General features: G+C 63.0%; 27 protein-coding genes and 2 riboswitches. Of the genes, 15 read left to right on the top strand and 12 right to left on the bottom strand.

Features of this window, described 5'->3' with window-relative positions; translation table 11 throughout:
• Positions 1-21 precede the first annotated feature (21 nt).
• The 4 genes from AAC077_RS08880 to AAC077_RS08865 all read left to right on the top strand — a co-directional run bounded on the left by AAC077_RS08880 (position 22) and on the right by AAC077_RS08865 (position 4,813).
• A complete protein-coding gene (locus tag AAC077_RS08880; protein WP_339768627.1) occupies positions 22-774 on the top strand; it encodes a class II aldolase and adducin N-terminal domain-containing protein in 753 nt (250 codons plus the stop codon).
• 14 nt (positions 775-788) lie between these two features.
• Positions 789-1,949 carry an acyl-CoA dehydrogenase family protein gene (locus AAC077_RS08875; protein WP_339768625.1) on the top strand — a complete coding sequence of 387 codons (1,161 nt, stop codon included), beginning with the start codon at positions 789-791 and terminating at the stop codon, positions 1,947-1,949.
• Between the two features lie 65 nt (positions 1,950-2,014).
• On the top strand, positions 2,015-4,030 hold the full coding sequence (locus tag AAC077_RS08870) for an acetate--CoA ligase family protein (RefSeq protein ID WP_339768624.1): 2,016 nt from the start codon (positions 2,015-2,017) through the stop codon (positions 4,028-4,030).
• Between the two features lie 3 nt (positions 4,031-4,033).
• Entirely contained in the window at positions 4,034-4,813 is a 780-nt protein-coding gene (locus tag AAC077_RS08865; RefSeq protein ID WP_339768622.1) for a carnitinyl-CoA dehydratase, read from the top strand.
• Here the strand turns inward: AAC077_RS08865 and AAC077_RS08860 are convergent.
• On the bottom strand, positions 4,810-5,436 hold the full coding sequence (locus tag AAC077_RS08860) for a class I SAM-dependent methyltransferase (protein ID WP_339768620.1): 627 nt from the start codon (positions 5,434-5,436) through the stop codon (positions 4,810-4,812). The two genes, AAC077_RS08865 and AAC077_RS08860, sit on opposite strands and share 4 nt — an antisense overlap.
• A gap of 75 nt (positions 5,437-5,511) precedes the next feature.
• On the opposite strand from AAC077_RS08860, the gene AAC077_RS08855 reads away from it, so the two are divergent.
• Complete coding sequence (locus AAC077_RS08855) at positions 5,512-6,363, top strand: SDR family oxidoreductase (protein WP_339768618.1); 852 nt, start codon at positions 5,512-5,514, stop codon at positions 6,361-6,363.
• Positions 6,364-6,370: 7 nt separating this feature from the next.
• Positions 6,371-6,958 carry an exopolysaccharide biosynthesis protein gene (locus AAC077_RS08850; protein ID WP_339768616.1) on the top strand — a complete coding sequence of 196 codons (588 nt, stop codon included), beginning with the start codon at positions 6,371-6,373 and terminating at the stop codon, positions 6,956-6,958.
• A gap of 7 nt (positions 6,959-6,965) precedes the next feature.
• Here the strand turns inward: AAC077_RS08850 and dxs are convergent, their stop codons facing one another.
• From dxs to AAC077_RS08825, 5 genes are all read right to left on the bottom strand, one after another.
• On the bottom strand, positions 6,966-8,894 hold the full coding sequence (gene dxs / locus AAC077_RS08845; protein WP_339768614.1) for a 1-deoxy-D-xylulose-5-phosphate synthase: 1,929 nt from the start codon (positions 8,892-8,894) through the stop codon (positions 6,966-6,968).
• Positions 8,895-8,908: 14 nt separating this feature from the next.
• The gene (locus tag AAC077_RS08840; protein WP_339768612.1) at positions 8,909-9,769 is read right to left on the bottom strand and encodes a polyprenyl synthetase family protein; all 861 of its coding nucleotides are present in this window, start codon (positions 9,767-9,769) and stop codon (positions 8,909-8,911) included.
• 4 nt (positions 9,770-9,773) lie between these two features.
• A complete protein-coding gene (locus tag AAC077_RS08835) occupies positions 9,774-10,016 on the bottom strand; it encodes an exodeoxyribonuclease VII small subunit (protein WP_339768610.1) in 243 nt (80 codons plus the stop codon).
• 94 nt (positions 10,017-10,110) lie between these two features.
• Complete coding sequence (locus AAC077_RS08830; RefSeq protein ID WP_339768608.1) at positions 10,111-10,812, bottom strand: response regulator; 702 nt, start codon at positions 10,810-10,812, stop codon at positions 10,111-10,113.
• Positions 10,809-11,321, bottom strand: coding sequence for a MarR family transcriptional regulator (locus AAC077_RS08825; protein ID WP_339768606.1), 513 nt, complete (start codon positions 11,319-11,321; stop codon positions 10,809-10,811). Before AAC077_RS08825 ends, AAC077_RS08830 begins: the two co-directional genes overlap by 4 nt.
• A 159-nt stretch (positions 11,322-11,480) precedes the next feature.
• On the opposite strand from AAC077_RS08825, the gene AAC077_RS08820 reads away from it, so the two are divergent.
• Entirely contained in the window at positions 11,481-12,350 is an 870-nt protein-coding gene (locus AAC077_RS08820) for a branched-chain amino acid aminotransferase (protein WP_339768604.1), read from the top strand.
• 105 nt (positions 12,351-12,455) lie between these two features.
• Here the strand turns inward: AAC077_RS08820 and AAC077_RS08815 are convergent, their stop codons facing one another.
• The 5 genes from AAC077_RS08815 to aroC form a co-directional block, all read right to left on the bottom strand.
• Entirely contained in the window at positions 12,456-13,412 is a 957-nt protein-coding gene (locus AAC077_RS08815) for a cyclase family protein (protein ID WP_339768603.1), read from the bottom strand.
• An 86-nt stretch (positions 13,413-13,498) separates the two neighbouring features.
• Positions 13,499-14,092: a cob(I)yrinic acid a,c-diamide adenosyltransferase gene (cobO, locus tag AAC077_RS08810; protein ID WP_339768601.1), complete on the bottom strand. Its 594-nt coding sequence runs from the start codon at positions 14,090-14,092 to the stop codon at positions 13,499-13,501.
• Between the two features lie 3 nt (positions 14,093-14,095).
• Complete coding sequence (locus tag AAC077_RS08805) at positions 14,096-15,037, bottom strand: DMT family transporter (RefSeq protein WP_339768600.1); 942 nt, start codon at positions 15,035-15,037, stop codon at positions 14,096-14,098.
• Positions 15,038-15,075: 38 nt separating this feature from the next.
• The gene (locus AAC077_RS08800; protein ID WP_339768598.1) at positions 15,076-15,456 is read right to left on the bottom strand and encodes a hypothetical protein; all 381 of its coding nucleotides are present in this window, start codon (positions 15,454-15,456) and stop codon (positions 15,076-15,078) included.
• Positions 15,457-15,547: 91 nt separating this feature from the next.
• Entirely contained in the window at positions 15,548-16,663 is a 1,116-nt protein-coding gene (gene aroC, locus AAC077_RS08795) for a chorismate synthase (protein ID WP_339768597.1), read from the bottom strand.
• Between the two features lie 110 nt (positions 16,664-16,773).
• Between aroC and AAC077_RS08790 the strand changes: the two genes are divergently transcribed.
• The 4 genes from AAC077_RS08790 to AAC077_RS08775 all read left to right on the top strand — a co-directional run bounded on the left by AAC077_RS08790 (position 16,774) and on the right by AAC077_RS08775 (position 21,437).
• Positions 16,774-18,063: a hydroxymethylglutaryl-CoA reductase, degradative gene (locus AAC077_RS08790; protein ID WP_339768595.1), complete on the top strand. Its 1,290-nt coding sequence runs from the start codon at positions 16,774-16,776 to the stop codon at positions 18,061-18,063.
• Positions 18,064-18,100: 37 nt separating this feature from the next.
• Positions 18,101-18,202: riboswitch (TPP riboswitch) on the top strand.
• 37 nt (positions 18,203-18,239) lie between these two features.
• Positions 18,240-19,226, top strand: coding sequence for a thiamine ABC transporter substrate binding subunit (thiB, locus tag AAC077_RS08785; RefSeq protein WP_339768593.1), 987 nt, complete (start codon positions 18,240-18,242; stop codon positions 19,224-19,226).
• Positions 19,202-20,761: a thiamine/thiamine pyrophosphate ABC transporter permease ThiP gene (locus AAC077_RS08780; RefSeq protein WP_339768591.1), complete on the top strand. Its 1,560-nt coding sequence runs from the start codon at positions 19,202-19,204 to the stop codon at positions 20,759-20,761. The genes thiB and AAC077_RS08780 overlap by 25 nt, the downstream gene beginning before the upstream one ends.
• A complete protein-coding gene (locus AAC077_RS08775) occupies positions 20,727-21,437 on the top strand; it encodes an ATP-binding cassette domain-containing protein (RefSeq protein WP_339768589.1) in 711 nt (236 codons plus the stop codon). Before AAC077_RS08780 ends, AAC077_RS08775 begins: the two co-directional genes overlap by 35 nt.
• Here the strand turns inward: AAC077_RS08775 and AAC077_RS08770 are convergent.
• Positions 21,434-21,880 (bottom strand): 6,7-dimethyl-8-ribityllumazine synthase, encoded by a 447-nt coding sequence (locus AAC077_RS08770; protein WP_339768587.1) that lies wholly within the window; start codon positions 21,878-21,880, stop codon positions 21,434-21,436. The two genes, AAC077_RS08775 and AAC077_RS08770, sit on opposite strands and share 4 nt — an antisense overlap.
• Before the next feature lie 76 nt (positions 21,881-21,956).
• Positions 21,957-22,105, bottom strand: a riboswitch (FMN riboswitch).
• A 64-nt stretch (positions 22,106-22,169) separates the two neighbouring features.
• On the opposite strand from AAC077_RS08770, the gene AAC077_RS08765 reads away from it, so the two are divergent.
• The 4 genes from AAC077_RS08765 to petB all read left to right on the top strand — a co-directional run bounded on the left by AAC077_RS08765 (position 22,170) and on the right by petB (position 25,595).
• Positions 22,170-22,796 carry an FMN-binding negative transcriptional regulator gene (locus tag AAC077_RS08765; protein WP_339768586.1) on the top strand — a complete coding sequence of 209 codons (627 nt, stop codon included), beginning with the start codon at positions 22,170-22,172 and terminating at the stop codon, positions 22,794-22,796.
• A gap of 63 nt (positions 22,797-22,859) precedes the next feature.
• Positions 22,860-23,459, top strand: a complete 600-nt coding sequence (locus tag AAC077_RS08760) for a glutathione S-transferase (RefSeq protein ID WP_339768585.1) — start codon at positions 22,860-22,862, stop codon at positions 23,457-23,459.
• Between the two features lie 193 nt (positions 23,460-23,652).
• Positions 23,653-24,234, top strand: coding sequence for a ubiquinol-cytochrome c reductase iron-sulfur subunit (petA, locus tag AAC077_RS08755; RefSeq protein ID WP_339768584.1), 582 nt, complete (start codon positions 23,653-23,655; stop codon positions 24,232-24,234).
• Positions 24,235-24,248: 14 nt separating this feature from the next.
• Entirely contained in the window at positions 24,249-25,595 is a 1,347-nt protein-coding gene (petB, locus tag AAC077_RS08750) for a cytochrome b (RefSeq protein WP_339768582.1), read from the top strand.
• Positions 25,596-25,608 lie beyond the last annotated feature (13 nt).

The following is a 25,608-nucleotide window of genomic DNA, read 5'->3' as shown; positions in this document are numbered from 1 at the left end:
CCACAACCGGAGAGTTCACCGATGTCTGTCACCCAAATGCGCCCCAATATGGACCATATGCAGGAACGCGTGGACCTGGCCGCTGCCTTTCGCTGGACCGCGCGGCTGAACCTGCACGAAGCGGTGGCAAACCATTTTTCGCTGGCGGTGAACGATGACGGGACCAAGTTCCTGATGAACCCCAACCAGATGCATTTTTCGCGCATCAAGGCGTCGGACCTGATCGAGATGGATGCCAACGACCCCGACAGCATGGTCGGCGTTGACGCAGACCCGACCGCCTGGGGTCTGCACGGTGGCATCCACCGCCATTGCCCGCACGCACGCTGCGCCATGCATGTGCATTCGATCCACGCCACGGTGCTGGCATCGCTGGCCGACAGCCGCCTGCCGCCCATCGACCAGAACTGTGCGACCTTCTTCAACCGCTACGTGATCGACGACGGCTATAACGGGCTGGCATTCGAGGACGAAGGCGAACGCTGCGCACGGCTGTTCGATGATCCGAAGAAAAAGGTCATGATCATGGGCAACCATGGCGTGATGATCATTGGCGATACAGTCGCGGAAACCTTTAACAGGCTCTATTATTTCGAACGCGCCGCCGAGACCTATATTCGCGCGCTGCAAACCAGGCAGCCCCTGCGCGTGCTGCCTGACGCCGTTGCGGAAAAGACTGCGCGCGAGGTCGAGGATTACCCCGAGCAGGACGAACGCCACTTGGCAGAGTTGAAAGCCATCCTCGACGAAGAAGGCTCGAACTACGCGAGCTGATAGGGAAACATCACATGATTTACGGTCTGACGGACGAGCAGACGATGATTGCGGACACCGTCCGCAGCTTTGTCGAACACGAGATTTACCCGCACGAGGAACTGGTCGAGCGCACCGGCGAAGTGCCTGCCGAGATCGCGCAGGAGATCAAACAAAAGACGCTGGATCTGGGGTTTTATGCCTGCAACTTCCCCGAAAGCGTCGGCTGCGCGGGGTTGAACCATGTTGAGTTCGCGCTGGTCGAGCGCGAGTTGGGGCGCGGGTCGATGGCGCTGAACCATTTCTTCGGGCGGCCCCAGAATATCCTGATGGCCTGCGAAGGCGAACAGATCGACCGTTACCTGATGCCCGCCGTGCGTGGCGAACGCATGGACGCGCTGGCGATGACCGAGCCGGGGGCCGGATCGGACGTGCGCGGGATGAAGTGCAACGCGGTGCGTGATGGCGGCGACTGGGTGGTGAATGGCACCAAACATTTCATTTCGGGCGCGGACCATGCGGATTTTGTCATTGTGTTCATCGCCACCGGCGAAGATCAGACGCCCAAAGGCCCCAAAAAGCGGATTACGGCCTTTTTGGTCGATCGCGGCACGGCTGGGTTCATCATTCGGGACGGGTACAAATCGGTGTCGCATCGCGGCTACAAGAACATGATCCTTGAGTTCGACGATTGCCGGCTGCCCGACGCGCAGGTGCTGGGCGAGGTGCATGGCGGGTTCGAGGTGATGAACACCTGGTTGTACGCCACCCGGATCACGGTGGCGACCATGTCCGTGGGCCGCGCGCGGCGGGTGTTTGATTACGCGCTGAACTACGCCGCCGAGCGTGAGCAGTTCGGCCAGAAGATCGGCAAGTTTCAGGGCGTCTCGTTCCAGATTGCCGACATGATCACCCAGATTGATGCCGCTGACCTGCTGACGCTGGCCAGTGCCGACCGGCTGGACAAGGGGCTGCCTGCGAACCGCGAGATTGCGTCGGCGAAACTCTATGCCAGCGAAATGCTGGGGCGGGTGACGGATGCGGCGATCCAGATTCACGGCGGTATGGGGTTGATGGATGACTATCCGCTGGAACGGTTCTGGCGCGATGCGCGGGTCGAGCGGATCTGGGATGGCACCAGCGAAATCCAGCGCCATATCATCAGCCGCGAGCTGTTGCGTGCCCTGGGCGCTTAAGCGGGGGCCAGCCCCCCGGCCTGCGGCCTCCCCCCGGGATATTTCTGGCCAAAAGAAGGTGCAGTATGGTGCGTGATTTGTCGCGGTTGTTGCGGCCACGGTCGATTGCCGTGGTGGGTGGCGGCGCATGGTGCGCGCAAGTGGTCAAACAGTCTGTGCTTATGGGGTTTTCGGGTGAAATTCATGTCGTTCACCCCAAGGGAGCGGTGATCGAGGGGATCGTTTCGGTGCCTGCGGTTGAGGATTTGCCACAGGCACCCGACGCGGTTTTTGTGGGTGTGAACCGGCATGTTTCGATTGACGTCGTGGGGCGGCTGGCGCGGATGGGCGCGGGCGGGGCGGTATGCTTTGCCTCGGGCTTTGCCGAGGCGGCTGCCGAGGATGCGGGCGGGACCGATTTGCAGGCGCAGTTGGTGGCTGCGGCGGGCGAAATGCCCGTGTTGGGGCCGAATTGCTATGGGTACATCAATGCGCTGGACGGTGCGTTGTTGTGGCCTGATCAGCATGGATGTGCACGTGTGGACAGCGGTGTGGCGATCCTGACGCAAAGCTCGAACATTGCCATCAACCTGACGATGCAGCAGCGCGGGTTGCCAATTGCCTATGTCGTGGCCTGCGGAAACATGGCGCAGACGACGCAGGCGGAAATTGCGCTGGGGTTGCTGGAAGATCCGCGTGTGACGGCGATCGGGCTGCATATCGAAGGGTTTGGCGATACGGGTGCATGGCACCGGTTGGCGCTGCGGGCGGCCGAACGCGGCGTGCCGCTGATCGCGCTGAAGGTCGGCGCGTCGGAACAGGCGCAGCGGGCGACGGTGTCGCACACTGCATCGTTGGCCGGGGGCGATGCGGGGGCCGGTGCCTTGCTGGCGCGGCTGGGGATCGGGCGGGTGCGGGATTTGCCGACATTTGTCGAGGTTCTGAAACTGCTGCATGTGGCGGGTCCGTTGGATGCGCCGACGCTGTCGTCGGTCAGTTGTTCGGGGGGCGAGGCCAGCCTGGCCGCTGATACGGCGCATGGGCGGGCGGTGACGTTTCCGGCTCTGACACAGGGACAAAGGGGCGCTTTGGCCGAGGCATTGGGTCCGATGGTCGCGCTGTCCAATCCGCTGGATTACAACACCTACATCTGGCGGGATGCGCCCGCGATGACGCGGGCCTGGGCGCCGATGGCGGCGGATCACATCGGGCTGACGCTGTTGATCGTCGACTATCCGCACACGGATGCGACGGATTGGGACTGTGCCACGCAGGCGGCGCTGGGCGTGCGTGCTCTGACGGGGCGGCCCGTGGCGGTGGTTGCGACCTTGCCCGAACTGATGCCGTTTGACATTGCACGTAGACTGATCGCAGGCGGGGTTGTGCCCATGAACGGTCTGACCGAAGCGATTGCGGCTGCCGAGGTTGCCGCGCATATGGGCGCGCCTGTTGCGCTGGCACCATTGCCGCCGGGGGCCGCGCGGGATGGCGAGACGCTGACCGAGGCAGAGGCCAAGGCCGCGTTGACAGCGTTTGGCGTTCAGGTGCCCAAATCAGTCTCTGTTCAAGGGGAATCCAGCCCGGATTTGACCGGAATGGCCGCCCCATTTGCGGTCAAGGGGTTGGGACTGGCGCATAAAACCGAAGCCGGTGCGGTGCGGTTGAATGTGGCCACAGAGCATTTAAGCGCGGCACTGGCAGACCTGCCGGGCACGGGCGCGATCATCGAAGAGATGGTGACCGATGGTGTGGCCGAGGTGCTGGTGGGCGTCACCCGCGATCCGGCGCACGGGTTTGTGCTGACGCTGGGCGCGGGTGGCGTGCTGACCGAGATGCTGGCCGATACCGTTTCCCTGCTGGTGCCTTCGGACGAAGGTGCTGTAAAGCAGGCTCTAACAAAGCTGAAATGTGCCCCGTTGCTGACCGGCTATCGGGGCAGGCCCGCGGCGGACATTGACAGTATCGTGGCCGCCGTGATGGCTGTGCAATCCTATGTGATTGCGCAGGTTGATGTGATCAGCGAGGTTGAGATCAATCCGCTGATCTGCACCCCCACCCGCGCGGTTGCTGCCGACGCGCTGATCCGAATTGCAAAGGACTGACAGATGGACCCGATCAAGACCCGCCGCGAAGGCACAATTTTGCACGTGACGCTGGACCGCCCCAAGGCCAATGCGATTGATCTGGCGACCAGCCGGATCATGGGCGATGTGTTCGCCGGTTTCCGTGATGATCCCGACTTGCGCGTGGCGATCATCACCGGCGGCGGGGACAAGTTCTTTTGCCCCGGCTGGGATCTGAAGGCGGCGGCGGACGGGGATGAAGTGGATGCCGACTATGGCGTCGGCGGCTTTGGAGGCTTGCAAGAGCTGCGCGGACTGAACAAGCCGGTGATTGCTGCCGTGAACGGGATTTGCTGCGGTGGCGGGCTGGAACTGGCGCTGAGCGCTGACATGATCCTGGCAGCGGACCATGCGCAGTTTGCGCTGCCCGAGATCCGGTCTGGTACGGTTGCGGATGCGGCCAGCGTCAAGCTGCCCAAGCGGATTCCTTACCACATCGCCATGGAACTGCTGCTGACCGGGCGCTGGTTCGATGCGGCGGAAGCGCACCGTTGGGGAATTGTGAACGAGGTTTTGCCAGCCGATGCGCTGGCCGACCGCGCGTGGGAACTGGCGCGCCTGCTGGCGTCGGGGCCGCCGCTGGTTTACGCCGCGATCAAGGAAATCGTGCGGGACGCCGAGGATGCGAAGTTTCAGGATGCGATGAACCGGATCACCGGGCGACAGTTGCCGACTGTGGATGCGCTCTATGCCTCGGAAGATCAGCTTGAGGGCGCAAAAGCTTTTGCCGAGAAGCGCGATCCGGTCTGGAAGGGGCGCTAACGCTTGATCCAGCTTGCCACGCGGGCGATGTCGCGCGCGTGATCGCCGGTGGTCTCTGGGCTGTAGATCGGCACGTCTGTCAGGGTCAGATCCTGAATATCAGGCTCTAACAGTGCAAATTTCGCGGCGAAGCCTTGCGCTGCAAAGTGCTGTGCGTTGATCGACAGGGTGATGCGACCGCCGGGGTGGACCACGCGCATGACCTCGTCCAGCGCGTCAGGGCCGACGTGGCCGGTGGTGAAGGTGCCGCTGCTGGTAACGCCGGCATAGGTGCCATCCGGCACATCCAGACCCTGTAGAATGTCGCCTGTGAACAGCTTTCGATACACGTCTTTTGCGTCGGCGACCTCGAGCATTTCGGGCGAAATGTCGGTGCCGTCCACAGGGGCGATGCCCTGTGCCGCCAAGGCAACGCCACACAGGCCCGTGCCCGCGCCCACGTCCAGAACCGGCCCCGTGCCGCCGTGTTCCGTGAACAGTGATGCCACCTGCATGTGCAGGATGTAGCCGGATGCACTGGCGAAAGTGGTGTCATAGGTTTTGGCCCAGCGGGCGTACAGCCGCTGCGAATCCGCGGGGGTTTGCAAGGCATAGGCGGCGTTCAGGTCAGGATCATCGCTCATGTGGGTATGCTGTCGCCTCTGTGCTTTGGGCGCAAGGGGCTTGAACACGGGCGTGTGGCGGGGCACCTATGGCAAATGGACAAGACATTGCTTTCATTCGGACATGGCTATTCGGCGCGGGCTTTGGCCGCGCTGCTGATCCCGCAAGGCTGGCGGGTGATCGGCACGACGCGCAGCACCGAAAAGGCCGACGAGATTGCCGCGACCGGGGTCGAACCGCTGATCTGGCCGGGCAGCGATGTGATGCCCGTGCTGTCGCAGGCCACACATGTGCTGGTATCGGCGGGGCCGTCGGCCGAGGGCGATCCGGTGTTGAACGCGTTGCACGACGCCATTGCCGCCAAGGCGTCCGCATTGGATTGGCTGGGTTACCTGTCGACCACCGGCGTTTACGGCGATCATAACGGCGACTGGGTGGACGAGGATACGCCGCTGAGCCCCACAACCAAACGCGGACAGATGCGCAAGAGTGCGGAAGAAGCATGGCGGGCCATTCCCGACCTGCCGCTGCACATTTTCCGGCTGGCGGGCATCTATGGCCCCGGCCGCGGCCCGTTCGAGAAGGTGCGCCAAGGCACGGCGCGGCGGATCATCAAGCAGGGTCAGGTGTTTTCCCGCACCCATGTCGAGGATATTGCGCAGGTTCTGGCGGCCTCGATTGAACGGCCCGCACCCGGCACCGCCTACAACGTCTGCGATGACGATCCGGCCCCGCCGCAAGAGGTGATTGCCCACGCCGCCACGTTGTTGGGTTTGCCGGTGCCGCCGGCGATACCGATCGAACAGGCGGAAATGACGCCGATGGCGCGTAGTTTTTATGCCGAAAGCAAACGCGTGCGGAACGAACGGATCAAGCAGGCGTTGGGTGTACGGCTGCGTTATCCCACGTATCGCGAAGGATTGGCCGCCCTTTTGAAAGACGGCTGATTTCCGAATGTCTAGGTTCGATGACAAGACACTGACGCATCTGCTGGATGCGATTGACCATGCTGCGGATGGCTCGGTTGTGTCCGTGCGCGAGATTTTGACCGCCATCGGGGACCGTTCCATCATGCCCCTGGTGCTTGCGGTTTCGGTCCTGATCGTCTCGCCTTTGTCAGGGATTCCGACCGTTCCGACGCTGTCGTCGGTGATCTTGCTGATCCTGATGGGGCAGGCGTTCGGGCGGCGCAGGCATTTGTGGCTGCCTGACATCTTGCTGCGGCGCGAACTGGCGTCGGCGCGGGTCACGACGGCGACAGGATGGCTGCGCAAGCCCTGCGCCTGGCTGGATGCAAACTCGCGGCCCCGGTTGCGGGTGCTGACCTCGGGTGTGCTGCGACCGCTGACGCTGGTGGTGTGTATGCTGACGGCTGTGACGTTTCCGTTTCTGGAAATCCTGCCGTTTGTGTCTTCGTTTTGCGCCGGTGCCATCGCGATGATCGCATTCGGTGTCATCACCCGCGACGGCCTGTGGGTGCTGGCAGGCTATGTTCAGGTTGCCGTTCTGGCCAGTATCGCGGTCTGGGCCTGGCCGGGTTAACGCCGGTTCAAGCCCGTTCCGCAGCGATCTGCGACACACCCAGCACGGTCAACACCTTGGCCTCGATGTCTTTGGCGCTCAGCTGTGCGGTGGCGTACATATCGGCCGGGCTGGACTGGTCGATGAAGATGTCGGGCAGCACCATCGACCGGAACTTTAACCCATCGTCGAACACGCCTTCGTCCGACAAAAGCTGTGCCACATGGCTGCCAAAGCCGCCAACGGCACCTTCTTCGATGGTGATCAGCGCCTCGTGATCGGCGGCCAGTTGCAGGATCATGTCGCGGTCCAGTGGCTTGGCGAAACGGGCATCTGCCACGGTGGGGGTGATCCCCTTGGCCATCAGGCTTTCGCAGGCGGCTTCGACCTCGCTTAGGCGTGTGCCAAAGGACAGGATCGCCACACGCGCGCCTTTGCGGATCATGCGGCCCTTGCCGATTTCCAGCGGCGTGCCACGCTCGGGCATTTCGACACCGGTGCCTTCGCCGCGCGGAAAGCGGAACGCGATGGGACCGTCGTCATGGGCAGCGGCGGTGGCGACCATATGCGCCAGCTCGGCCTCGTCCGCGGCGGCCATCACCACGAAACCGGGCAGATTCGCCAGAAATGCCACGTCGAATGCCCCTGCATGGGTGGCCCCGTCGGCACCCACCAGCCCCGCACGGTCAATGGCAAACCGCACCGGCAAACGCTGGATCGCCACGTCGTGCACCACCTGATCGTAACCGCGTTGCAGGAACGTCGAATAGAGCGCGCAGAACGGTTTCATCCCGCCCGCGGCCAGCCCGGCCGAGAAGGTCACACCATGCTGTTCGGCGATGCCCACATCAAAGCAACGGCTGGGATAGCGTTCGGCAAACAGGTTCAGGCCGGTGCCGTCGGGCATGGCGGCGGTCACCGCGCAGATCCGGTCATCGGCGGCGGCCTCTTTCAGCAGATGCTGGGCAAAAACGCTGGTGTAACTGGGCGCGTTGCTGGGTGCTTTTTTCTGTTCGCCGGTGATCACGTCGAACTTGGCGCGGGCGTGCCCCCTGTCTGCGGCCTGTTCGGCGGGGCCGTAGCCCTTGCCCTTCTTGGTCAGCGCGTGGATCAGGATCGGGCCAGTGGCGCGGGCCTTGACTGTGCGCAGCACGGGCAAAAGCTGCTCCAGATCGTGCCCGTCGATGGGGCCGATGTAGGAAAAACCAAGCTGTTCGAACAGCGTGCCGCCCACGGTCATGCCCTTGAGCAGATCCTTGGCCCGGCGCGCGCCTTCGCGGAAGGGGGGCGGCAGCAGGCTGACCGCCCCTTTGGCGGCGGCTTTCAGGTCCTGAAACGGCTCTTCGGCGTAAAGACGGGACAGATAGGACGACATCGCGCCCACGGGCGGGGCGATGGACATTTCGTTGTCGTTCAGGATCACGATCAGACGTTTGCCCAGATCGCCCGCATTGTTCATCGCCTCATAGGCCATGCCCGCGCTCATGCTGCCATCGCCAATCACGGCAATCGCGTCGCCCAGTCCCTCGGGCGTCACGCCACCCAGATCGCGCGCCACGGCAAGGCCAAGGGCGGCGCTGATCGAGGTGCTGGAATGGGCCGCGCCGAACGGGTCATAGGGGGATTCGCTGCGCTTGGTGAAACCCGACAGCCCGTCCTTTTGGCGCAGGGTGCGAATGCGGTCGCGGCGTTCGGTCAGGATCTTGTGCGGATAGCATTGGTGGCCCACGTCCCACACGATCTTGTCGCGCGGCGTGTCGAACACGGCGTGCAGCGCCACGGTCAGTTCAACCACGCCCAGACCCGCGCCCAGATGCCCGCCGGTGACCGACACCGCCGACACGGTTTCACGGCGCAGCTCGTCAGCCAGTTGCAAAAGCTGGCCGTCGCTGAGGTGCTTCATGTCAGCGGGGCGCTGGATGGTGTCCAGCAGGGGGGTATCGGGGCGGTCCGTCATGGGGCGGCCTTCTGTCATTTCTCGCGGCGGATGACAAATGCAGCGGTTTCACGCAGCACGTCGGCATCCGGTCCATATGTATCTAGGGCATCGCAGGCAGATTGCACCAGCTCGGTTGCGCGGCGTTTCGCCCCGTCCAGACCCAGCAGCGACACGAATGTGGCTTTGCCTGCATCGGCGTCCTTGCCGGTGGCCTTGCCCACGGTGGTGGCATCGCCGGTCACGTCCAGCACATCGTCGGCAATCTGGAACGCCAGCCCCATCGCTTGGGCATAGTCGCGCAGCGGAGCGGTATCGGCACCGGCCATGCGCGCACCGGCACAGGCCGACCATTCGATCAGCGCGCCGGTCTTGCCACGTTGCAGGTATTCGATCTGATCCAGTGTCAGCGGCACGTCCGCAGTTTCGGCGGCGATGTCCAGCGCCTGACCCAGCACCATGCCGCGCTGCCCGGCGGCCAGCGCCAGGGTGTGTGCCAGATCGGCACGGGCGGGGCCGACGGTGTCGTGGGTGACCAGCTCAAAGCTGAGCGCGTGCAGCGCGTCACCGGCCAACATTGCCGTCGCCTCGTCCCATTTGACGTGAACGGTGGGCTGGCCACGGCGCAGATCGTCATCGTCCATACAGGGCAGATCGTCGTGCACCAGCGAATAGGCGTGCATCGCCTCGATCCCCGTGGCAGGCCACAAGGCCACCGCCGGGTCCAACCCGTGCAGCCGCGCCGATTCAAGCACCAGAAACCCGCGCAGCCGTTTGCCGCCCATGGTTGCGTGCGCCATCGCGTGCGTGACAGGCACATCGTCCAGACTGCCCAGTACGGCATCGAACTGCGATTGGATTTGCGTGGCGGCCTGTGCCAGCCGGTCGGAAAACATGGGCTTACTGAATGTCGGCGGGCGTGGTGCCGGTGGGGTTGCCCTCGTTGTCCAGCGTGATGGCGGCAACCTTTTCCTCGGCTTCTTTCAGCTTGGCCTCGCAGCGGGCTTTCAGCGCCGCGCCGCGTTCATACAACGTGATCGACTGGTCCAGCGCCACGTCGCCGCGTTCAAGCTGGCCCAGAACCTGTTCCAGTTCGGCCATCGCCTGTTCAAAGCTCATCTCGGTCACGGGTGTGTCGGTCATTGCGGCGCCTCATGTATATTCGACCGGCAGCATAGCGGCCTTCGCGGCCCGATGCCAGACGAACAGGCCGCAGTTTTTGTGCAGAAAACCGCCGTCAGTCAGGGGCCAGCATATAACCGGCGCCGCGCACGGTTTGCAGATAGCGCGGCTGTTTCGGATCGCTTTCGATCTTGCGGCGCAGACGGGTGATTTGCACGTCTACCGCGCGTTCCTGTGCCTGCCCCCGGTCGCGGCCCAGTTCCTCGACCAGCTTGGCGCGGCTGATCGGGTTGCCGGGTTGGGCGGAAAATATCTTCATCAGCAGCATTTCGGTGCCGGTCAGCCGCACGATGTCCTGCCCCTGCCACATCTCGCCGCGCTCAAGGTCATAGCGGATGTCGCCCAGATGCAGGATCTTGGGCATATTGTCCTGCGCCGGTGTGTCGGGCATCCGGCGCAAGACGGCGTTGATGCGCAGCAACAATTCCTTGGGTTCAAAGGGTTTGGGCAGATAATCATCCGCCCCCGCCTCGAACCCTTCGATGCGGGCATCGGTTTCGCCGCGCGCGGTCAGCAGCAGGATCGGCGTGGTTTTGGTTTCGCGCAGCGATCGGCACAGGCTTAGCCCGTCTTCGCCGGGCATCATCACGTCAAGGATGATCATGTCGAAATCCAGCCCCGTCAGGATGCGGCGCGCGTGCTGCGCGTCGCGGGCTGCGGTCACCAGAAAGCCGTTGCGGATCAGAAATTTCTGCAACAGCGTGCGGATGCGTTCGTCGTCATCGACAACCAGCAGGTGCGCGTCGAAATCGCTCATGCGCCATTTTCCTTCAGGCGGGCATAGGCGCGGCGCATTTCGGGGTCCATCATCGCCTCAAGCACACGGCGAAAGCCGCCGACAGCGTCCGGCCCAGCCTCGCGGAAGGCGGTGCGCATACGGGCGCGTTGGGCGTCGGAAAGTTTCTGTTCCAGCGCGTGACCTGCATCGGTCAGGAAAAGATGGCGTTCGCGTTTGTCGGTCTGGCCCACGCGGCTTTCGACCAACCCGTCGGCGATCAGGGTGCGCAACACGCGGTTCAGCGACTGTTTGGTCACGCCCAGAATGTTCAGCAGGTTGTTGACCGTGGTGCCCGGTGCGCGGTTGATAAAGTGCACCGCGCGGTGATGGGCGCGTCCATAGGCCAGGTCTGCCAGAATGCGATCAGGATCGGCTGTAAACCCGCGATAGGCAAAGAACATCGCCTCGATGCCCTGCCGAAGCTGTTCGTCCGTCAGGAACAGCAGGCTTTCGCCGCCCAGTCCCGCACCCATGCCAGTGTCACGCATATCTCGTGGCCTCACTCGTCTTGTGTAATCGGCAGCTTACGTCAGTGTTGTTGACATTCCAAGTGCCAAGGGCTATCGAATCGCATGTTTTGCGCAATAAAATGTCCACATCGGACATGAACACGCAATATTAGGAAAACAGAGAAAAGGATGTGACCGATGTCTGGCGCATATGATGATCGTGACGGCAAAATCTGGATGGACGGTAAACTGGTCGAATGGCGCGACGCAAACGTCCACATTTTGACCCACGCTCTGCACTATGCGTCCTCGGTCTTTGAGGGCGAGCGGTGCTATGATGGCAAGGTGTTCAAAAGCCGCGAGCATTCGCAGCGCCTGCTGAAATCGGGCGAGCTGATGGACATGGCGATCCCTTACACCGTGGACGAGATCGAAGCCGCCAAACGCGCAACGCTGGACGCCAACGGTTTGACCAACGCGTACCTGCGCGTCGTGGCCTTCCGCGGTGCGGGCGAGGATATGGGCGTTGCGGCATCGCGCAACCCGATCCGCATGGCTGTAACCGCATGGGAATGGGGCAACTATTACGGCGACGCCAAGATGAAAGGCGCGAAGCTGGACATCGCCAAGTGGAAGCGTCCCAGCCCCGAAACCATCCCCGTCGCGGCCAAGGCGGCAGGTCTGTATATGATCTGCACCATGTCCAAACACGCCGCCGAGGCCAAGGGGTGTTCGGACGCCATGTTCCTGGATTATCGCGGCTATGTGGCCGAGGCGACCGGCGCGAATATCTTCTTCATCAAGGATGGTGAAGTGCACACGCCGCTGGCGGATTCGATCCTGAACGGGCTGACGCGCCAGACCGTGATCGGCATGTTGAAAGACCGCCAGATCAAGGTGCACGAACGCCATATCATGCCCGAAGAGCTGGAAGGGTTCGAACAGTGTTTCCTGACCGGATCAGCGGCCGAAGTGACGCCCGTGGGCCAGATTGGCGACTACAACTTTGAAGTTGGTGCGCTGACCCGCGAAGTGGCGGAAGGCTACGAAAAACTGGTGCGCGCTTAAGCGTCCAAGGGGGCGCTGCCCCCGGCGCTGCGCGCCTCCCCCGGAGTTTATCCGGCAAGATGAAGATGCGGGCGCGACGGGTCAGACTGTCGCGCCCGTTTTGTTTTAGTACAGGGCGACGGGGTTGATCATCGCCTGAACAGTGCCACGGATGCGGGCCTGTCCCAGCACGAACATGAACTCGTTCACGCCGTCATCCAGGATCGGGCCGGTGTTCATCGTCTCGAGGATGTAGATCCCGTTCTGTTTCAGGAAGACGACGTGCCCATAGAACGTGCCGTCGCCTTCGACGGCGGGCACGGCCTCAAGCCCCCATGTGTCGGCGCCGACAGCCATCGGGTCCAGCGTGGCCACATATTCCGCGCCTTCGTTGGTCAGGCCCGGTTCACCGGACACCCAGGCGGTGGGGTCCTTTTCAAACATGCCTTGGGTCCAGCCGGTGTGGAACATGATGATGTCGCCGGGATTCATCGTGACGTTTTGCGCCTCCATCGCGGCCTTGATGTCTTCGCTGCCAAAGCCCTGGCCTGCTTCCATCACATCGGTGCCAAAGTGTTTGGCCATGTCGACAATCACCGCGCGGGCCACCAGCGGCGGCACGTCATGGGTGCCCAGTTTGGTCAGGCCGGTGATAACGCTGATGTCTTTTTCGTCCAGGCAGTTGTAATACATGCCTTCCTCGCCCAGATGGCCCAGACCGTCGAGCTGCGAGCCGATGCCGATCCATGTGTACAGGATGTCGTCGTTGTAGTTGCCCGGATAGCCGAATGCCTCAAGCTTCACACCGCCCTGCTGGTTCGGCTGGACCACTTGCAGGCTCAGCGAGCGCGGCGAGAAAGCCGGCGTTTTGGCGTCGATGGTGATGCCCAGCGGCATGGATTTGCCCTGTTTGATCAGCTTGGCGGCCTCAAGCGTGCGCTCGGCGCTGACGTGGTTGGCGGCGCCAATGGTGTCTTCTGCGCCCCATTTGGACGGGGCGCAGGTGCTGTGGCTTTCGGCCAGCGCGGTTGTTGCTGTCAGTGCCAGCGCGGCCACAGCGGCAAATGTTGTTTTAAAGTGCATTGTTCGTCCTCCCTGAACCGTCACGAGAATCGTGTGACGCCAGGGAAGCCTACCACAGGTTGCACCTGTTCAAGCGTAACGCGGCGTCAGAAGTCGATGCCGCGCTGTGCCTTGATACCGGATTTGAAGGGGTGCTTGACCTCGGTCATCTCGCTGACCAGATCGGCATAGTCCATCAGTTCAGGCTTGGCGTCGCGGCCGGTCAGGATCACGCTGGTGCGGTCGTCGCGTGCCTTTAGTCCGTCGATCACGGCGTTGATGTCCAGATAATCATAGCGCAAAGCGATGTTGATTTCGTCCAGCAGGATCAGGTCGTAATCACCCGACGCCATCATTTCGCAGGCTTTGGCATAGGCGGCTGTCGCGGCGGCAATGTCGCGGTCGCGGTCCTGGGTGTCCCAGGTGAACCCTTCGCCCATGGTGTGCCATGTCACTTCGGGCAGCTTCTTGAAGAACTGGCGTTCGCCGGTGATCCATTTGCCCTTGATGAACTGGACAACGCCGACGGTCTTGCCCCAACCCAATGCGCGGATCGCAACACCAAAGGCGGATGACGATTTGCCCTTGCCGTCGCCGGTGTGCACCAGGATCAGGCCGCGACCGGGATCTTCGGCCTGGGCAATCTTCTCGCGTTGCTTGGTTTGCAGGTCCTGCATCTTGGATTTGTGGTCGTCTGTCATGTCTTAGCCTTTCGGATCGGTCACAGCGCGGGCACGGCCGCGTTCTAGACCCAGTTGTCGTTCGCGCCAGATGATCAGCACGCCACCGGTTACCACCAGCGTTGCACCGGCCACCGTGGACCATGTGGGAATCTCGCTGAACACCACAAAACCGATCGCGGTGGCAAAGATCAACGAGGCGTAGTCAAAAGGTGCCAGCATCGAAGCAGCCCCGAAGCGAAAGGCGCTGGTCATCAGGATTTGCGCCACACCACCAATCAGGCCCGCGCCCACCAGCAGCGCGATGTTGGCGGGCGACGGCATGACCCAGCCAAATGGGATGGTCAGCAGCGACAGGGCCGTGGCGGTCATTGAAAAGTAGAATACGATGGCAGCGGTGTGTTCGGTCTGCACCAGGCGGCGGATGTGGATCTGCACCAGCCCGCGCACCAGCGATGCGCCCAGAATGGCCAGTACGCCCATCAGGGCTGCGTTGCTCATGTCGCCGGCACCCAACGTCAGGTTTGGCCAGATCACGATCAGCACCCCCACCAACCCCAGACCGACGGCGGTCATGCGGATGGCGCGCACTTTCTCGTTCAGCAGGAAAATCGCAAACAGCACGGTGAACAGCGGCGTGGCATAGCCGATGGCGGTCACTTCGGGCAGGGGCAACAGGCCAAGGCCGGTAAAGGTCAGGGTCATCGCCGCAGTGCCGAACAGGCCGCGCCACACGTGGCCCATCGGATTTTTGGTCACAAGCCCGTGGCGCAGTTCGCCGGTCTGCCAAAGCCAGGCCAGAATGACGGGAATGCAAAAGAAAGAGCGAAAGAAAACCGCCTCGCCCGAGGGCACTTCGCGCACCGCGATCTTGATCATCGCGGACATGACCATGAACAGGAAAACAGACAGCAATTTCAAGGCGACTGCTGTTCCGGGGCGGTGTTCGGTCAAGGGTATCGGCATGCGACACCCTTGATCTGTCAGGGATCAGTTTGCAAGCGTCAGTTTAGCTTTGCGACAGCCAAAGGCGTGTTGTCGGCAGGGTTCCAGATCCAGACCTCATCATAGTCCGAAACGTTGAACGACTGACCGGCGGAATAGTCTTGCGATCCTTCGACCGCTTGCAGCGCGCCCATGTCCGTGGCGGCGTCAAGATTGCCGTTGCGGCCAAATCCCACGTGCGCGCCTTCGGTGCCCTCGACTTTGAAGTCGCGCATCAGCGACACGCCGGCATTTGTCACGACGACAACGCCGCTGGCTGTCACGCCATTGCGCCCCTGAAATGTGCCTTCACGGCCGACGTTGTCCTGCGCGAAAGCAGGCAGCGCCGCGGGCAGCAAGGCGCAAACAACAAGGGCGGTGGTGATAATACGACGGTTCATGATGCATCCTTTCGACACAACTTTGAACATATGTAGTGCACCTTTGGACGATTCCCAGATGCCGCCCACAGTTCGTCCGCACTGTGACATTTCAGCCGATGCGACCGCGGTTTTCGCCGATCTGCCCGCCGACCTGACCGCGATGCAGCAGCATGTGGTCCAGGATAACGCAGGCCATCATCGCCTCGCCCACGGGTACGGCGCGGATGCCGACGCACGGGTCGTGGCGGCCCTTGGTGATAATCTCGGTTTCCGCGCCGGCCTTGGTGATGGTCTTGCGGGTTTTCAGGATGGACGAGGTGGGTTTGACAGCAAAGCGCACGACGATGTCCTGTCCGGTGCTGATCCCACCCAGAATGCCGCCCGCGTGGTTGCTGGAATAGGACGGCTTGCCGTCGTTGCCCATGAAAATCTCGTCGGCGTTCAGCTCACCGGTCAGCATCGCGGCGGACATGCCTTCGCCAATCTCGACCCCTTTGACCGCGTTGATCGACATCATGGCGGCGGCCAGATCGGTATCAAGCTTGCCGTAGACCGGTGCGCCAAGGCCTGCGGGTACGCCGCGCGCCACCACTTCGATGATCGCGCCGACGCTGCTGCCGGATTTGCGCAGATCGTCAAGATAGTCGGCCCAGTCAGCGGCGGTTTGGGCGTCGGGAGACCAGAACGGGTTTTGCTCGATCTGGTCCCAGTCGAACCGGCTGCGGTCGATCTCGTGGGCGCCCATGCGGGTCATGTAGCCGGTGATCTGCACATCGGGGGCAATCGCGCGGATCGCCTCGCGCGCCAGACCGCCCGCCGCCACGCGCGACGCGGTTTCGCGGGCAGACGACCGGCCACCGCCGCGATAGTCGCGGATGCCGTATTTCTGCCAATAGGTGATGTCGGCGTGACCGGGGCGGAACTTGTCCATGATGTCGCCGTAGTCTTTCGACCGCTGGTCGGTGTTCTCGATCATCAGCTGCACCGGCGTGCCTGTGGTCTGCCCCTCGAACACACCGGACAGGATGCGCACCTCGTCGGCCTCGCGGCGCTGGGTGGTGTATTTGTTCTGGCCCGGTTTGCGGCGGTCCAGCCAATGTTGGATCATCGCCTCGTCCACGGGCACGCCCGGAGGGCAGCCGTCAACCGTCGCACCCAACGCGGGTCCGTGGCTTTCACCCCATGTGGTGACGCGGAAGAGGTGGCCAAAGCTGTTGATCGACATTGCGGTCTCCTTTGGCCCAAGGCCATAACGGCACGCGCGCATCGGCTCAAGAGTGATTGACCGGTGCGGTTCAGCCTGTACCGTCTGGCGAGACATAGCAGGAGGTCGCCATGACACAGCCCGTACCCGTGAACGCCCGCATTGCGGGGCTGCGCGATCTTGAACCTGCGGGGCGGCTGGATGCGGTCTGTGTGGCGGCGGGGCTGGATCAGAGCGACCGCGCGTTGCTGGCGGGCGAGGGGGCGTTGCCCTTGGCCACGGCCAACGGGATGATCGAAAATGTGGTGGGCAAGTTCGAGATGCCGATGGGGGTCGCCACCAACTTTTGCGTCAACGGCAAGGATTACCTGATCCCGATGGTGGTCGAGGAACCCTCTGTCGTGGCGGCGGCGTCCTATATGGCGCGGATTGCGCGGGCCGGGGGCGGCTTTCATGCTTCGGCGGATGATCCGGTGATGCGCGCGCAGGTGCAGGTGCTGGGGGTCAGCGACCCTGCGGCGGCGCGGCTGCGGATACTCGAGCACCGCAACGACCTGATGGCTCTGGCCAATTCAAAGGACAAGGTGCTGACCGGTCTGGGTGGCGGCTGCAAGGACATCGAGGTGCATGTGTTTGACGACACGCCGGTGGGGCCGATGGTGGTGCTGCATCTGATCGTGGACGTGCGCGATGCGATGGGGGCGAACACGGTCAACACCATGGCCGAACTGCTGGCCCCCAAGGTCGAGACGATCACGGGCGGCACCGTGCGGCTGCGCATCCTGTCCAACCTGGCTGATCTGCGGCTGGTGCGGGCGCGTGTCGATCTGGAAGCTGCGGCGTTGAATACTGACACGCTTGACGGGCACGAGGTCGCGCAGGGTATCGTCGAAGCCTGTGCGCTGGCCGTGATCGACCCGTACCGCGCAGCGACCCACAACAAGGGGATCATGAACGGCATTGATCCGGTGGTGATCGCCACCGGCAACGACTGGCGCGCGGTCGAGGCCGGGGCACATGCCTATGCCGCGCGCAGGGGGCGCTATACCGCGTTGACGCGCTGGGAACGCACCGCCAGCGGTGGGCTAAGTGGCAGTATCGAATTGCCGATGGCGCTGGGCCTTGTGGGTGGGGCCACACGCACCCATCCGGCGGCGCAGGCGGCGTTGCGGTTGCTGCGCGTCGAGACCGCGACCGAACTGGCGCAGGTTGTCGCGTCGGTCGGGCTGGCGCAAAACATGGCGGCACTGCGCGCCTTGGCGACCGAGGGCATCCAGCGTGGCCACATGGCGCTGCACGCGCGCAACATCGCGATCACGGCCGGCGCGACAGGTGCCGACATTGACCGTGTGGCCCGTTCCATCGTTGCAGCAGGTGACATTACGGTGGACCACGCACGCAGCATTCTGGGCGAAACCTGAATACGGCTTGCCTCGGCAGCCCACACACCCTAGCTATTGCAACACCTCGGGGGGCCATTGTGGCTGAGATGCGAATGATCGCGGACCCGTTGAACCTGAACCGGTTAACACCGGCGGAGGGAAGGTCTGGACATCACTCCACGCTTTGCCCTTTCGCCAGCAAATTGGAGGATGCCATGAAGCCGATCCATCTTGCAGCGGGAGTTCTTGCAGCAACCGTTGCCACCACAGCGCAGGCCGAAACGCCTGTTCTGACCGTCTATACCTACGACAGTTTTGTGTCCGACTGGGGCCCCGGTCCTGTGATCGAAAAAGCGTTTGAAGAGGTGTGCGACTGCGATTTGCAGTTCGTGGGCACGGGCGACGGCGCTGCGCTGTTGGCGCGGGTCAAGCTGGAAGGCGCGCGCTCTGACGCTGACGTGGTGCTGGGGCTGGACACCAACCTGACCGCTGCCGCCACCGCGACGGGCCTGTTCGCCCCGCATTCGGTCGATGTCGCTTATGACGTGCCGATGGAGTGGACAGACGCGAATTTCGTGCCCTTCGACTGGGGCTATTTCGCCTTTGTCTATAACGACGGCATCACACCGCCCAAGAACTTCCGCGAACTGGCAGACAGCGACCTGAAGATCGTCATTCAGGACCCCCGGTCGTCAACGCCCGGTCTGGGCCTGCTGATGTGGGTCAAGGCAGCCTATGGCGACGAGGCACCGGCGATCTGGGCCGATCTGGCCGACAACATCGTGACAGTAACCAAGGGCTGGTCCGAATCCTACGGCCTGTTCCTTGAGGGCGAGGCCGACATGGCACTGTCCTACACCACATCGCCCGCCTATCACCTGATCGCGGAAGAGGACGCCACCAAACACGCGGCACCATTTTCCGAGGGGCATTATTTGCAAGTCGAAGTGGCGGGCAAGCTGGCCAACAGCGACCAGCCCGAGCTGGCGGACAAGTTTCTGGATTTCATGGTGACAGATGCCTTCCAGTCGGCCATTCCGACAACCAACTGGATGTACCCGGCCGTGACGCCCAAGGGCGGCCTGCCCGAAGGGTTCGAAACGTTGATCACCCCCGAAACGGCGCTGTTGGTGCCATCGGATGAGGCGCCCGCCCTGCGGGACGAAGCGTTGCAGGAATGGCTGCAAGCCCTGTCCAGATAAGCCGCGTAGGCGGCATTGGCGCTGCGACATTGGTCGTGGCGCTGATCGCTGCCGCGCTGGGCGCGGTGGCGTGGCGGGCCGAGGGGGGATTTTCCCTTGGGCCTGCCGATTGGGCTGCGGTGCGTTTCACCCTGTGGCAGGCGTTTCTGTCGGCGGTGATCTCGGTGGCGCTGGCGGTGCCGGTGGCGCGCGCGCTGGCGCGGCGGCGGTTTGCTGGGCGTGGCGTGCTGATTGCCCTGTTGGGTGCGCCGTTCATCCTGCCGGTGATTGTCGCGGTGCTGGGTATTCTGGCGGTCTTTGGTCGCGGCGGTTGGGTGAATCTACTGCTGGGGCATTGGGGTTTCGCGCCGCTGTCGATCTACGGATTGGGCGGTGTGCTTCTGGCCCATGTGTTTTTCAACCTGCCGCTGGCGACGCGGCTGATCCTGCAAGGTTGGCAAGGCATTCCGGCAGAACGCTTCCGGCTGGCGGCGCAACTGGGGCTGACCCCGCGCATGGTGTTTCGCGTGCTGGAATGGCCTGTACTGTTGCGCGTGGTGCCGGGCGCGCTGGCGTTGATCTTCGTGATCTGTCTGGCCAGCTTTGCCGTGGCGCTGACGCTGGGCGGGGGGCCACGGGCGACCACCATTGAGCTGGCGATTTATCAGGCGTTTCTGTTCGATTTCGATCTGGGCCGCGCCGCGGTGCTGTCGTTGATGCAACTGGGCATGGCGGGCGGCGCTGCTGTGCTTGCGCTGTGGCTGGTGCCACAAGTGTCGCTGACGGGTGGCATGGGGCGCACCGTGCGCCGCTGGGACGCGCCAACCGGCGCGCTGCGTTGGGTCGATGCGGCGCTGATCGGGCTGGCGGCGGTGTTCCTGCTGGTGCCGCTGGTCTCTGTCGTACTGTCCGGTTTGCCCGGCCTTGGCGCATTGCCCGCAAGCGTGTTCCGCGCGGCGTGGTCTTCGATCTGGGTGTCCTGCGTCAGCGTTTGCGTGCTTCTGGCGCTGGCCCTGCCGATGGCGGGCTGGATCGGCACCAGCCGTCGCGGCGGGGTCGAAGCGGCGGGGCTGTTGGGGTTTGCCGCGTCGCCGCTGATGATCGGGACGGGATGGTTTATCCTGATCTATCCCTTTGCCCCACCGTCGTCGCTGGCCTTGCCGGTGACGGCACTGGTCAACGCGCTGATGGCGCTGCCTTTTGCCCTGCGCATTCTGGTGCCGGGGGTGCGTGACGTTGTGGCGGCCCAAGGGCGGCTGAGCGCGGCGCTGGGCCTGCGCGGCTGGCGGCTGTGGCTGTGGGTGATCCTGCCGGGGGTGCGCCCGCAAGTGGGCTTTGCCGCCGGGCTGGCGGCGGCGCTGTCGATGGGGGATCTGGGCGTGATTGCCTTGTTTGCCGATCAGGACCACGCGACGCTGCCCTTGCAGATGTACCGTCTGATGGGGGCCTATCAGATGCAGGCGGCGGCGGGGGCGGCGCTGTTGTTGATATTGCTCGCCTTCGGGGCGTTCTGGATGTGTGATGCTTGGGGGCGACGTGGTGCTGTATCTGAATGATGTGTTGATCGAACTGGGCGATTTCAGCCTGCGTGTCGATCTGTCGGTGCCTGCGGGGCGCAAGGTGGCGATCATCGGGCCGTCGGGCGCAGGCAAGTCGACGCTGGTGGGGGCGGTGGCGGGGTTCGTGCCGCTGGCCCGAGGTACGGTGACGATGCAGGGGAAGGACATTACGCATGCAGCCCCCGACAAACGTGGCATGGCGATGTTGTTTCAGGACGGCAACCTGTTCCCGCATCTGACGGCGGCGCAGAACGTCGGGCTGGGCCTGCGCCCCGCGCTGCGCCTGACGGCGGAGGAGCAGGGGCAGGTGCGTGATGCATTGGCGCGGGTCGGGCTGGCGGGGTTCGAGGATCGCACGCCCGCCAACCTGTCCGGGGGTCAGCAAAGCCGCGCGGCGCTGGCGCGGATGCTGGTGCAGGGTAAGCCGCTGATGCTGCTGGACGAACCGTTCGCGGCACTCGGGCCTGCGTTGCGGGATGAAATGTTGGATCTGGTCGGCACGGTGGCCGCAGACACGGGCGCTGCGGTGATGATGGTCACCCACGCACCACAAGACGTGCGTCGCTTTGCCGACGATGTGATCTTTGTCGAAGGGGGCATGGCCCATGCACCACAGGCGGCGGGGGCGTTGATGGACAACCCGCCGCCTGCTTTGAAAGCCTATCTCGGCTAAGCTGCCGCGACGCTGCGCAAGCTGCTGCGCGCCTGAAGGATGCCCAAAGCGGCGTGCGCGGCCTCGCGGCCTTTGGACACGAAGTGATCGGCGTAGATCGCCTTGTGATGATCGGTTTCCTGAAAGTGGTGCGGCGTCAGCGACACCGACAGCACGGGCACGCCGGTGTCCATGCCTGCACGCATCAGCCCGTCGACCACGGCGCTGGCGACAAAGTCGTGACGATATATACCACCGTCCACCACCAGCGCGGCACAGACGACGGCATCATAGCGGCCCGTCGCTGCCAGATCGCGCGCCATCAGCGGCATTTCAAACGCGCCCGGCACGTCGATCACGTCGATCTGGGCGCGGGGAATAATTTCGGAAAACCCGTCCAGCGCGCGGTCGACGATATCGGCGTGCCAGCGGGCCTGGACGTAAGCAATGCGGGTGTGTGTCATATGTAATCTCCTATCGTAACAGACACGTCACCCAAGGCGATTACATGCCGCAGCCCCGCCGGATGGCGTGGACATGGCACGTTCTCTTTCATCCGGACTATGACCGTCGGCTCCGGCATCTCACCGGATCTGCTGACACGCCTGCAATACAAGCGCCGCTCGCGGGCTTACGGGTCATGCCCGCATACCGCCGGTGGGGAATTGCGCCCCGCCCTGAGAACATCGCCAGATTGTCAAAAGTCGGCAAAGGCTGCAATAGGAACCATGGCTTTTGAACGGGACGTTATTCATGCACCCTAATCCGGTTTTTCACGACGCTGACGCGGCACGCAATCTGGCCTTTGCCCGTGACCGTGGTTTTGGCGTGCTGGCGATGAATGCACCCGACGGGCCGCTGATCAGCCACGTGCCTTTTGTGTTGTCCGATGACGGGGCCAGCGTGGCACTGCATCTGGTGCGCTCCAATCCCATCGCGCGGCTGCTGGCCAGCCCGCAGCCGGTGCGTTTGGCGGTCAGTGGTGGTGACAGCTATGTGTCGCCCGACTGGTACGAGGTGCCCGATCAGGTGCCGACGTGGAACTATGTCGCGGTACATCTGACCGGCACGCTGGAACTGCGTCCGCAGGACGAACTGCGCGCCTTGCTGGACATGCAATCGGCCCGCTTCGAGGACCGTCTGCGCCCCAAGACGCCGTGGACCGCCGACAAGATGGACGCCGCAGCGCTTGACCGGATGATGCGCCAGATTGTGCCCTGCCGGATGACGGTGACCGGCGTCGACGGCACATGGAAGCTCAGCCAGAACAAACCCGACGACGTGCGCCTGCGCGCGGCCGACGGGGTCGAGGCATTTGGCGTGGGCAGTGATCTGGCGGTTCTGGCGGCCTTGATGCGCGGCGCTGGCGCTGGCGGGTAGCTGCGCGTTTGACTGTTGCGCGGCCCGCGTTACTGTGGCGCAACATTCAAGGGAGAGAGCTGAATGAAGCTGTTGATGTCAGGGGCTTCGCCCTTTGTCCGCAAAGTTCTGGTGGTGTTGCGCGAAACGCAGCAACTGGATGATGTCGAGATCGTAAATGTAACCACCGCGCCCGGCGCCACGCCGGCCGAGCTTGCTGCGGCGAACCCCATTGGCAAGATCCCGGCGCTGGTGCGCAACGGCGGCGCCACGCTGTACGACAGCCGCGTGATCACGCGGTTTCTGGACGACAGGGCGCAGGCGGGCCTGTACCCCGCGACCAACCCCTGGGAAACGCTGACGCTGGAAGCCACCGGCGACGCGATCATGGAAGCAGCGGTCAGCATGGTTTACGAACGCCGCCTGCGCGAGGCGGCGCAGCAGTCGGACACATGGGTCGAAAACCAGTGGGAAAAGGTGTCGCGCGGACTGGATGCGCTGGACAACCGCTGGATGGCGCATCTTCACGGGCCGCTGGACATTGGACACGTCGCGGTGGGCTGTGCGCTGGGCTATCTGGATTTCCGGCACGAGGACCGCAACTGGCGCAATGGCCGCGATGCTTTGGCCGCCTGGGCCGTCAAATTCAACGCACGCGATTCGATGCAAGCAACTGTGCCCTAAGGCGGATGGGGTGATTCTTGCATTTCAGTGCGTCACAGGCTGATAAAGTTCCCACATGTGGCAACGTGCGACATCAATGATGCTGGACTGGACAGGTTCACCCCGTTAGATACCCCCCGAGGAAGGCCGCGCTTTGTTGCGTGGCCCCATTGGCGAATGACCCCCGAGGGTCAAGAGAGTTGGAGAAAACCCCGTGTCCCACACAGATGAACACGACGGCAACCGGCGCGACTTCCTGTACTACGCAACGGCGGGTGCAGGTGCTGTTGCAGTAGGTGCTGCCGTCTGGCCGCTGGTCAATCAGATGAACCCCTCGGCGGATGTTAAGGCGCAGTCGTCGATTCGCGTGGACGTGTCAGGCATAGCGCCGGGCACACAGTTGACCGTGAAATGGCTGGGCAAGCCCGTGTTCATCCGTCTTCGCACCGAGGCCGAAGTGGCCGCAGCGAACGAAGTTGATCCGGCAAGCCTGCCCGATCCGATGGCACGCAACGCAAACATCGCGGCTGATGCGCCCGCCACCGACCCGAACCGGTCGCTGGTTCCGGTCGGCGGCGACGCAGATTCCGACAGCGAATGGCTGGTGATGATGGGCGTCTGTACGCACCTGGGCTGCGTGCCCTTGGGCGACGCGGGCGACTTTGGCGGCTGGTTCTGCCCCTGCCACGGTTCGCACTACGACACGGCGGGCCGTATCCGCAAAGGGCCAGCACCGCAGAACCTTCCGGTTCCTGTGGCTGAATTCGTGGACGCAACCACGATTAAACTGGGTTAAGGGAAGGGAACGCAATGTCTGGAATTCCTCACGACCATTACGAACCGAAAACCGGTGCTGAAAAATGGCTGCACAGCCGTCTGCCCGTTGTTGGTTTGCTGTACGACACATTGATGATCCCCACGCCCAAGAACCTGAACTGGATGTGGATCTGGGGCATCGTTCTGGTGTTCTGCCTGGTCTTGCAAATCGTCACCGGCATCGTTCTGGTGATGCACTATACGCCGCACGTCGACATGGCGTTTGCCAGCGTCGAACACATCATGCGTGACGTGAACGGCGGCTATATGCTGCGCTATATGCACGCAAACGGCGCTTCGCTGTTCTTTGTGGCTGTCTATGCCCACATCTTCCGCGGTCTGTACTACGGGTCCTACAAGGCCCCGCGCGAGATCACGTGGATCATCGGCATGCTGATCTATCTTCTGATGATGGCGACCGGCTTTATGGGCTATGTTCTGCCTTGGGGTCAGATGTCGTTCTGGGGCGCCACGGTTATTACCGGTCTGTTCGGCGCGATCCCGTTCATTGGTGAGGGTCTGCAAACCTTCCTGTTGGGCGGGCCAGCCGTGGACAACGCCACGCTGAACCGTTTCTTCAGCCTGCACTACCTGCTGCCGTTCCTGATCGCGGGTCTGGTGATCGTGCACGTCTGGGCCTTCCACTCGACCGGCAACAACAACCCCACGGGCGTTGATGTGCGCAAAGGATCGAAAGAAGAAGCCGAGAAAGACACGCTGCCCTTCTGGCCGTATTTCGTGATCAAGGACCTGTTCGCGCTGGCCGTGATCCTGGTGGTGTTCTTTGCGATTGTCGGTTTCATGCCGAACTATCTGGGCCACCCGGACAACTACCTGGAAGCCAACCCGCTTTCGACACCTGCACACATCGTCCCGGAATGGTACTTCCTGCCGTTCTACGCGATCCTGCGGGCCTTTACCTCGGAAGTGTGGGTCGTGCAGATCGCGTCCTTCGTGACCGGCGGCATCATCGACGCCAAGTTCTTTGGCGTTTTGGCGATGTTCGGTGCGATTGCCGTGATGGCGCTGGTGCCGTGGCTGGATACATCTTCGGTACGTTCGGGCCGTTATCGCCCGATGTTCAAGATGTGGTTCGCGCTGCTGGTCATCGACTTCATGGCCCTGATGTGGCTGGGGTCGATGCCTGCGGAAGAACCCTACGCCAGCTTCTCGCTGATCGCGTCGGCCTATTGGTTCGCCTATTTCCTGATCATCCTGCCGCTGCTGGGTGTGATTGAAAAACCCGATGCACAGCCCGCGACAATCGAAGACGACTTTGCCGCAAAAGTGGCCAAGACCGGTTCGGCCAAGGCCGACGCCGTGTCGCAGCCTGCGGAATAAGAGGATGAGCACC

Origin of the sequence: uncultured Pseudosulfitobacter sp. (assembly GCF_963976325.1) — a bacterium.
In the GTDB taxonomy this organism is placed as follows: Bacteria; Pseudomonadota; Alphaproteobacteria; order Rhodobacterales; family Rhodobacteraceae; genus Pseudosulfitobacter.
This window is presented reverse-complemented; position numbering and strand designations above follow the sequence as displayed.

Coding starts and splice junctions, on each gene's coding strand:
- AAC077_RS08880 (WP_339768627.1), top strand. CDS start 22: ATGTCTGTCACCCAAATGCGCCCCAATATGGACCATATGCAGGAACGC.
- AAC077_RS08875 (WP_339768625.1), top strand. CDS start 789: ATGATTTACGGTCTGACGGACGAGCAGACGATGATTGCGGACACCGTC.
- AAC077_RS08870 (WP_339768624.1), top strand. CDS start 2,015: ATGGTGCGTGATTTGTCGCGGTTGTTGCGGCCACGGTCGATTGCCGTG.
- AAC077_RS08865 (WP_339768622.1), top strand. CDS start 4,034: ATGGACCCGATCAAGACCCGCCGCGAAGGCACAATTTTGCACGTGACG.
- AAC077_RS08860 (WP_339768620.1), bottom strand. CDS start 5,436: ATGAGCGATGATCCTGACCTGAACGCCGCCTATGCCTTGCAAACCCCC.
- AAC077_RS08855 (WP_339768618.1), top strand. CDS start 5,512: ATGGACAAGACATTGCTTTCATTCGGACATGGCTATTCGGCGCGGGCT.
- AAC077_RS08850 (WP_339768616.1), top strand. CDS start 6,371: ATGTCTAGGTTCGATGACAAGACACTGACGCATCTGCTGGATGCGATT.
- dxs (WP_339768614.1), bottom strand. CDS start 8,894: ATGACGGACCGCCCCGATACCCCCCTGCTGGACACCATCCAGCGCCCC.
- AAC077_RS08840 (WP_339768612.1), bottom strand. CDS start 9,769: ATGTTTTCCGACCGGCTGGCACAGGCCGCCACGCAAATCCAATCGCAG.
- AAC077_RS08835 (WP_339768610.1), bottom strand. CDS start 10,016: ATGACCGACACACCCGTGACCGAGATGAGCTTTGAACAGGCGATGGCC.
- AAC077_RS08830 (WP_339768608.1), bottom strand. CDS start 10,812: ATGAGCGATTTCGACGCGCACCTGCTGGTTGTCGATGACGACGAACGC.
- AAC077_RS08825 (WP_339768606.1), bottom strand. CDS start 11,321: ATGCGTGACACTGGCATGGGTGCGGGACTGGGCGGCGAAAGCCTGCTG.
- AAC077_RS08820 (WP_339768604.1), top strand. CDS start 11,481: ATGTCTGGCGCATATGATGATCGTGACGGCAAAATCTGGATGGACGGT.
- AAC077_RS08815 (WP_339768603.1), bottom strand. CDS start 13,412: ATGCACTTTAAAACAACATTTGCCGCTGTGGCCGCGCTGGCACTGACA.
- cobO (WP_339768601.1), bottom strand. CDS start 14,092: ATGACAGACGACCACAAATCCAAGATGCAGGACCTGCAAACCAAGCAA.
- AAC077_RS08805 (WP_339768600.1), bottom strand. CDS start 15,037: ATGCCGATACCCTTGACCGAACACCGCCCCGGAACAGCAGTCGCCTTG.
- AAC077_RS08800 (WP_339768598.1), bottom strand. CDS start 15,456: ATGAACCGTCGTATTATCACCACCGCCCTTGTTGTTTGCGCCTTGCTG.
- aroC (WP_339768597.1), bottom strand. CDS start 16,663: ATGTCGATCAACAGCTTTGGCCACCTCTTCCGCGTCACCACATGGGGT.
- AAC077_RS08790 (WP_339768595.1), top strand. CDS start 16,774: ATGACACAGCCCGTACCCGTGAACGCCCGCATTGCGGGGCTGCGCGAT.
- thiB (WP_339768593.1), top strand. CDS start 18,240: ATGAAGCCGATCCATCTTGCAGCGGGAGTTCTTGCAGCAACCGTTGCC.
- AAC077_RS08780 (WP_339768591.1), top strand. CDS start 19,202: ATGGCTGCAAGCCCTGTCCAGATAAGCCGCGTAGGCGGCATTGGCGCT.
- AAC077_RS08775 (WP_339768589.1), top strand. CDS start 20,727: ATGCTTGGGGGCGACGTGGTGCTGTATCTGAATGATGTGTTGATCGAA.
- AAC077_RS08770 (WP_339768587.1), bottom strand. CDS start 21,880: ATGACACACACCCGCATTGCTTACGTCCAGGCCCGCTGGCACGCCGAT.
- AAC077_RS08765 (WP_339768586.1), top strand. CDS start 22,170: ATGCACCCTAATCCGGTTTTTCACGACGCTGACGCGGCACGCAATCTG.
- AAC077_RS08760 (WP_339768585.1), top strand. CDS start 22,860: ATGAAGCTGTTGATGTCAGGGGCTTCGCCCTTTGTCCGCAAAGTTCTG.
- petB (WP_339768582.1), top strand. CDS start 24,249: ATGTCTGGAATTCCTCACGACCATTACGAACCGAAAACCGGTGCTGAA.